5 protein-coding genes and 1 pseudogene are annotated in these 7,350 nt (G+C 51.6%); 5 read left to right on the forward strand and 1 reads right to left on the reverse strand.

The window, feature by feature from the left end:
• Positions 1–2,440 (forward strand): annotated as a pseudogene (locus AC1WIP_RS08785) (hypothetical protein); the annotation flags it as partial.
• Between the two features lie 59 nt (positions 2,441–2,499).
• Positions 2,500–2,949 (forward strand): transcriptional regulator NrdR, encoded by a 450-nt coding sequence (nrdR, locus tag AC1WIP_RS08790; RefSeq protein WP_318702566.1) that lies wholly within the window; start codon positions 2,500–2,502, stop codon positions 2,947–2,949.
• Between the two features lie 48 nt (positions 2,950–2,997).
• On the opposite strand, the gene AC1WIP_RS08795 is transcribed toward nrdR, so the two are convergent.
• Entirely contained in the window at positions 2,998–4,290 is a 1,293-nt protein-coding gene (locus tag AC1WIP_RS08795; protein WP_481141489.1) for a putative polysaccharide biosynthesis protein, read from the reverse strand.
• 155 nt (positions 4,291–4,445) lie between these two features.
• Here AC1WIP_RS08795 and nifS point away from each other — a divergent pair, with 155 nt between their 5' ends.
• From nifS to AC1WIP_RS08810, 3 genes are all read left to right on the forward strand, one after another.
• Positions 4,446–5,609 (forward strand): cysteine desulfurase NifS, encoded by a 1,164-nt coding sequence (gene nifS / locus AC1WIP_RS08800; protein ID WP_481141490.1) that lies wholly within the window; start codon positions 4,446–4,448, stop codon positions 5,607–5,609.
• A gap of 58 nt (positions 5,610–5,667) precedes the next feature.
• A complete protein-coding gene (locus AC1WIP_RS08805) occupies positions 5,668–6,999 on the forward strand; it encodes a hypothetical protein (RefSeq protein WP_481141491.1) in 1,332 nt (443 codons plus the stop codon).
• A partial coding sequence (locus AC1WIP_RS08810) for a glucosyltransferase domain-containing protein (RefSeq protein WP_481141492.1) occupies positions 6,983–7,350 on the forward strand: 368 nt, incomplete at its 3' end. The genes AC1WIP_RS08805 and AC1WIP_RS08810, both read left to right, overlap by 17 nt.

Raw genomic sequence — 7,350 nt, forward strand, 5'->3', positions numbered from 1 at the left:
AAGCACATACATCCTGACAGACGGGGATATCGGCAAAAAGCTTGGGGTGCGCGTGACGGCGCAGGATTTTAAGGGGGAGCTTGTGTCTCAGCCCACGGAGGCGGTGCGGGCGTATCTGTCCGGTTCTATTCTCATAGAGGGGAATGCGGTTATCGGCAGTGTCCTTACGGTAAATGACAGCGGCCTTGCTCCGGCCGGGGCGACAGTGGACTGGCAGTGGTACCGGGTGGATGCCGAGGGAAACACACAGCAGATTCCCGGCGCGGACAGCGATACCTACCAGCTGACCACAGAGGATTTCGGCTATGCCATTTTGGTACAGGCTGCGGGCACGGGATTGTTTATGGGCACCCTGGAGACCCCGCAGACGGCAGCGGTGGAGAAAAAGACCAGGGAGGCTCCAAAGGGCATTACCCACACCGATGAGACCATAGATAATAAGAACGACGGCCAGATGCACGGGCTTGATTTTGACGCCATGGAGTATCGTGCGGGAACGGAAGGAGCGTACCAGGATTTTCCGGCGGACCGGTTTGCGGAAGGAACCTTATCCGGCCTTCCGGACGGAGAATACCAGGTGCGGTTTAAAGAGACGGCGGAATATAAGCCCTCCGAGCCTGTCACAGTGACCATTGCGCCGGGAGGAAAGTATACGGTGACGCTGCCGGATGCCCAGACGGGCTACAGCCTGGAATTTGCGGAGGACTTTGCCGTTTCCTTAGAGGACGGCACAAGGGGCAGCCTTACGGAGCCGGAGGAGGGAGCGTATCTGATCACCGGCATTACCGGGAATCTGCGTGTGGAGGTAACGGGAGTTGCGGATGCTACCTCGCCGGAGGCTGCCATTTTGATTCAGGATTCTGTCTGGAAAAAGCTTTTGAATATCATTACCTTTGGCCTGTTTTTCAAGGATACCCAGGATGTGGAAATCACTGCCCGGGATATGGGAAGCGGCATCAAGGAAGTATCTTATTACCTGTCGGAGGAGGGAATGAGCCTGGAGGAGCTGGAGGCCTTCACGGGATGGACCCCGTATGCCGGAACCTTCTCCATAGAGGAGGAAAAGCAGTATGTGATTTATGCAAAGGCGCAGGATCAGGCAGGAAATATTTCCTACGCAGGTTCTGACGGACTGGTGCTTGACCTGACGCCGCCATCCATCACCGGCGTGACGGATGGAGAGACCTATTATGAGAAACAGACGGCGGTGATTGCGGACAGCTATCTGGAAAAGGTTACCGTGAACGGAGAAGAAATCACCCTGGAGGAAAGCGGAGAGCTGGTTTTAGACCCGGAGGTGAGAGAAGGAGATTATGCGATTTCTGCCGTTGATCAGGCAGGAAACACGACTACGGTGACTGTGCGTGTCCTGACAAGACAAGAAGAGGAGCCGGAGGCTCCCGGAGAGACCGAGGACGAGGACGGCGGACAGACGCAAGATAACAATGAGACGCAGTCCGGCGCGCAGGATTTAGAGGAGGAACCGGCGGTGGAGCAGACGCCGTCCCAAGGAGGCATCCTTTCCTATGCGGAAGCAGTTGGAAAGCCGGTGGAAGAGCCCATGCAGGCGTCCTACGGCCAGGGGACAGTGCGGATTACGGTGGAATCCGTAGACGAACAGGGACAGAGCCAGGGGGATGTGATCACGGGCGTAATCCTAAATACCTTTGACACGGTGCTGCAGGCGGCGCTCACTGAGGAGGAACAGCAGCTGGTTCAGAATGGTGAGGATGCGTACATTCGTCTGGTGGTTACGAAGCTGATTACAGAAGTGCCTGAGACTGATAAACGGCAGATGGAGGAAGAGACGGTTTCATATGCCAGACAGATAGAGGGGCTGACGCTTGGCTCCTACATTGACATTTCTCTGCTGAAAAAAGTAGGAGGAGGGGAATGGCAGAAATTAAGGGAGTCAACTGAGGAATTGGAGATTGTGCTGGATATTCCCCCGGAGCTGCCAAAGGAGCAGACGACATACTGGGTGCTTCGGAATCATGAGGGAACCTGTGAGCTTTTGGAGGATATGGATGAGGCGGCGGGAACGGTTACCATCCGCACAAGGCTGTTTTCCACCTACGCGTTGCTTTATACGGCCTCAGAGCCTGAGGGGGATTTGGAAAAGAATCCTGTTACCGGCCTGGACGGCAGCGATAGTGTGGGTCTTGGCAGCAGTGGGGAGGATATTGCAGACTGCTTCTGGCACTGGCTGATTCTGGCGGCGGATGCTTTGGGAGCGATAGCGGCTGTGTTTGTTTACAGGCACAAGAAATCCTATGTGTGGATTGTCATGGGTGTCTGCCTTGTTTTGTCTGCTCTGCTTGCGGCAGCAGGCGCCTGTGTCCTTGACTGGCTGTTCGGGGCGGCGGGAATGCTTCTTATCGGGGCGTCTGTGGCTTTTTTCCACAACGTGGAGGCGGCTAAGGAGGACGATTTAAGTTGACATAAATTAACAAACAAAATATAATAAACCCAAGGAATGTCAGAAAAAGGAGAACGCTCATGAAATGTCCGTTTTGCAGTCATGATAACACCCGGGTGATTGATTCCAGGCCGGCAGAGGATAATAATTCCATACGCCGCAGACGTGTGTGCGATGAGTGCGGAAAGCGGTTTACCACCTATGAAAAGGTAGAAACCATCCCGCTTATTATTATCAAAAAGGATAACAACAGGGAGACCTATGACCGTTCCAAGATTGAAGCAGGAGTGCTTCGCGCCTGCCACAAGAGACCGGTGAGCGCACAGGAACTGACCAGACTTGTGGATGAGGTGGAAAACGAGATTTCCAATCTGGAGGAAAAGGAGATTCCAAGCCAGGTGATCGGGGAGCTTGTGATGAATAAGCTGAAGGACCTGGATGCGGTGGCTTACGTGCGGTTTGCTTCTGTGTACAGAGAGTTTAAGGATATCAACACCTTTATGGACGAATTGAAAAATGTTCTGAAATGAGAAATGCAAAAGGGCTCTGCCGCTGCACAAAGGGTGCAGGACAGGGCCCTAAGTGTGTTTTAAAAAGCGGTGGAGACATCCCAGATAAAGGAGGCTCTGCAAAATCTGGCTTGCCAGTATGCCCCACAGATATCCGGTGATGCCAAAAACCGGTATGGCAAAAAACACAAAGGCAAGACGGACAAAGAGACAGATCACGTTCATGACAAAAATTTTTCCGGCCTGGCCCAGCCCCTGGAGGATACTGGAGAGAGTGGTGTCCAGGTACATAAAAGGGCAGATAAAGCCAAGAGTGGTGATAAAATGCCCTGCCAGGGGACTGCCAAAGAGTACATTGCCCGCCCATTTTCCAAACAGTCCAAAGCCGCACATGCAAAAAAGTCCAAGGAGGCAGCAGTATTTGATGGTACGCAGAGCCGATTGGCGCACTGCCTGCAGATTTCCCAGCGCATAGCTTTCGGATATAAGAGGCAGAAGAAGCACAGCCACAGAGTTTGTCAGGGCGTTTGGAAAGAAAATAAGCGGCATGGCCATGCCTGTCAGAACGCCGTAGACGCTTAAGGCGGTGGAGGTGTCGTAGCCGTATGCCCGAAGCTTTGCGGGAATGGAAATGGACTCCACACTCTGTAAAAGATTCAGCACAATGCGGTTTGCGGTCAGAGGCAGCGCCATCCCAAGAATACTTTTGTAAATGGCGCCCACGGGGGCAGAGACAGAGCCGGCACGCTTTTGAAAGCAGCAGCAGTAAATAGAGACCACAGACACGATCATGGAGAAGAATTCTCCCACTGTGAGACCTACAACCGCCACATTGATGGCAGGTGTTTTTCCCAGGGAAAGAGCCAGGGCGGATACTGCGTATACACAGCCAACCCGGGTGAGCTGCTCCACAAGCTGGGAGAAGGCGGGCAGTCCCGCCTTTTTGATGCCGTAAAAATAGCCGTTAACGCAGGAGTGCACAGCGGAAAGAGGAACAGAGAAGGCCAGAATCCGCAGCATGGGAGCGGTTCTGGGCTCTAAGAGCAGACAGGCGGCGATAAAGTCGGAGAAAAAGAAGATTACGGCACAGCACAAAAAGGACAGCGGCATGGAGATACTCATGCCTGCCAGCATGGGCTTGAAGGAGGGGCTTTTTTCTCTGGCGGAACGCTCTGCCACAAATTTGGAGATGGCCGTCTGGTATCCCGCTGCAGTCAGGGAGAAGGAAAGAGACAGAACGGGACTTAAAAGCTGATAGATGCCCATTCCCTCCTCTCCAAAGAGTCTGGAGAGATAAATGCGGTAAAAAAAGCCGATGATCCGGCTGATCAGGCCTGTAATGGTAAGAATAAAGGTACCCATGATAAGAGGGTGTCTTTTGCCTTGCTTCATATAACACCAAAGAAAAGCTTTTCCTCATTATAATTTCATTGTCATTATATGCCGCCCGGACAGTTGACAGAACTGATTGGCCGATGCTATATTAATTTTGAATTTGCGGGAAACGGTGAGATTTTATGATATATTTGGACAATGCGGCTGCCACCAGACTGGCGCCGGAGGTTCTTGAGGCTATGCTGCCATTTTTTACAGAAAATTATGGAAATCCGGGAAGCATATACTCCATGGGCACTGCCGCTAAGCGGGCGATAAATGATGCAAGGGAAAGCATCGCAGAGAGTATGGGAGCCAGGGCGGATGAGATTTATTTTACCTCGGGAGGCACGGAGGCGGATAACTGGGCCATAAAAGGGGCGGCAAAGGCCCTGGCCGGCAGAGGACGGCATATTGTGACCACAAGGATAGAGCATCCTGCGGTGCTAAACACTTGCAAGGCCCTGGAGGAGAGCGGCTTTGAGGTTACCTATCTGGATGTGGACCGGTATGGGATGGTAAAAATACAGGATGTGCAGGAAGCCTTGCGGCCGGACACTATTTTGATCAGCGTTATGTTTGCAAATAATGAGATCGGCACCCTGGAGCCCATTGCAGAGATTGGCGCTCTGGCCGGGGAGAGGGGGATTTTGTTCCACACAGACGCGGTGCAGGCATATGGACAGGTGCCGGTGCAGGTACAGGAGCTGGGGATCGATTTGATGAGTGTAAGTGCGCACAAGCTCAACGGGCCAAAAGGCGTTGGGTGCCTTTACATCAAAAGAGGCTCCAGACTTCGTTCCTTTGTGCACGGAGGAGGGCAGGAAAGAAACAGCCGGGCAGGAACGGAAAATGTTCCAGGGATTGTGGGCTTTGCTGCGGCGGCAAAAAGAGCGGTCAGGATCATGGAGGAAAAGACCGCGAAAGAAACTGCTTTGCGGGATTATTTGACGGAGAGACTTCTGACGGAAATACCGGGCAGCAGGCTGAACGGGCACCCAAAGCTGCGGCTTCCGGGCAATGTAAATATATCCTTTCCGGGAATAGAGGGAGAATCCCTGCTGATTATGCTGGATATGCAGGGAATCTGCGCTTCCTCAGGCTCGGCCTGCTCTTCGGGCGCCATTGACCCTTCTCATGTGCTGCTGGCCATTGGACTGAGCGAGAAGGAGGCAAGGGGGGCCTTGCGTCTTACTTTGTCTGAGGAGAACACAAAGGAGGAAATGGACGTGGCTGTGGAGAAGGTGAAAGAATGTGTTTTCAGGCTCCAGGAAATGAGAAAACCAGGAGATTCTTTTTTGCAGTAACTAAGGAAAGAAATATGAAAAAGGGAAGGATAAACCAGATGTGGAAAAGGAAGATGGAATGAGGCTGACAAAGATTTCGGGACAGAGGAAAAAAACAGAAACAGGGAGTCTGAAAGGAACGGTAGTCCAAAAAGCGTTTCATAGTGTGTTTTTTATCTTGGCTGGAAGCATAGTGGGCCTTTTGGCTCTTCTTCTTGTATTCTGCCTTCCGCTGGAGCCCATGAGGCTTCATGTCTGGCAGTCTTTGTATCTTTTGGAGGATGAATTTGGAGATTCAGAGATGATTTCCGGCTACCCGGCCACGCTTACAGGGAATTTTACGGATTGCCTGATGCTGGAAAACGCTGTTTATCAAAATGAGGAGCATTCCCTTTTGGAGCAGGTTTTGTATATGTACCGCAAAGAAAGCGGGCAGGGGGACGGCTGGGCTGCAGGAGACTCCCTGGTGGATTATCTTGAGGGTGTACAGCAGCCGAGAGAGGTGGAATATGCAAGATACTGGCATGGATATCTTGTGATACTAAAGCCCCTTCTTGCGATTACTACGCTGGGCTCCATCCGGATTGGAGCCTCTGCACTGCAGCTTGCCCTGGCGGGGGTTGTCTGTCTGGAATGCGCGGCTCGAAAAAGAAAAATGCTGGGGGCGGCTTTCCTGCTGTCCCTGCCGTTTTTGTATTATGTGACCTTGTATACTTCTCTGTCCCTGAGTATTTGTTATTATATCATGTGCGGGGCGGTGCTTGTGCAGCTTGGGCTACACAAAAAAATGGAAAGCAGGGGCTGGTATTGGGAATTTTTCCTGCTTTTGGGAATGGCTGCAGCTTATTTTGACTTTTTGACTTATCCGTTGGTGACTTTGGGCTTTCCCCTGTGCGTTTTTCTATATCTGAGCAGCGATAAGCCGAAGACGGCTTTTGTGAAAGCACTTGCTTTTATTTTGTCTTGGATGATTGGATACGGGGGATTTTGGGCAATGAAATGGGTGATGACAGATCTGCTTGTGGGAGGGAATGTGATCCTGGATGGCTGGAACACTTTGCTTGCAAGAACGGAGACTGCACAGGACCAGAATATCCTGTCAGGATTTTTGTCCGTTCTTAAGCAGAATCTGAGCGTTTACGGTAATTGGGGGTTTTATCTGCCTGCTGTGGGGATAGCGCTTTGGCTGTTTGGCCTGCTTGCAGGATGCCGCAAAGGCTTTAGGATGGACAGTGTAAAATATATGCTGCCCTTTCTTCTCCCGGCGGTTCTGCCTCTTATATGGATATTTTTTACCCAGAATCATTCCGGGCAGCATTGGATTTATACCTGTAAAATATTTGCGGTCAGCGCCTTTGCCCTGATCTGTGCATTTGGAAAAGGAATTGAAAATTATGTCAGAACTGATTAAGGATGTCAAATATTTCTGGAGCAGAAAATGCTTTGCCATAGGGATTCCCCTGATGATGGTCTTAAGCTACTGCACACTGCTTCTCAATCCTACGGTGGGCATCGACGATACCGCCTTTAAGGTTTACTTTGTGGACGGTGTTTCACCTGCCACCGGGCGGTGGTGCCTGTATCTGATCAATAAGCTGCTTCCCCTGGATTATAACCCTTATTTTGTAGAAGCGCTGGGGCTTGTTTTTTTCTGCCTGTCTGTGACTCTTTGGTGTGTGGTTTTCTATCGGATTCTGGGAGAGAGAGTATCTGTGTGGGCCTATACCATAGCGGCAGCGGCCATGCTTTCCAGCCCCATGAT

It is taken from the genome of Acetatifactor sp. (assembly GCF_982438285.1).

What these genes read in the sequence shown, in the direction of transcription:
- nrdR (WP_318702566.1), top strand. Translation starts at nt 2,500, where the DNA reads ATGAAATGTCCGTTTTGCAGTCATGATAACACCCGGGTGATTGATTCC.
- AC1WIP_RS08805 (WP_481141491.1), top strand. Translation starts at nt 5,668, where the DNA reads ATGAGGCTGACAAAGATTTCGGGACAGAGGAAAAAAACAGAAACAGGG.
- nifS (WP_481141490.1), top strand. Translation starts at nt 4,446, where the DNA reads ATGATATATTTGGACAATGCGGCTGCCACCAGACTGGCGCCGGAGGTT.
- AC1WIP_RS08795 (WP_481141489.1), bottom strand. Translation starts at nt 4,290, where the DNA reads ATGGGTACCTTTATTCTTACCATTACAGGCCTGATCAGCCGGATCATC.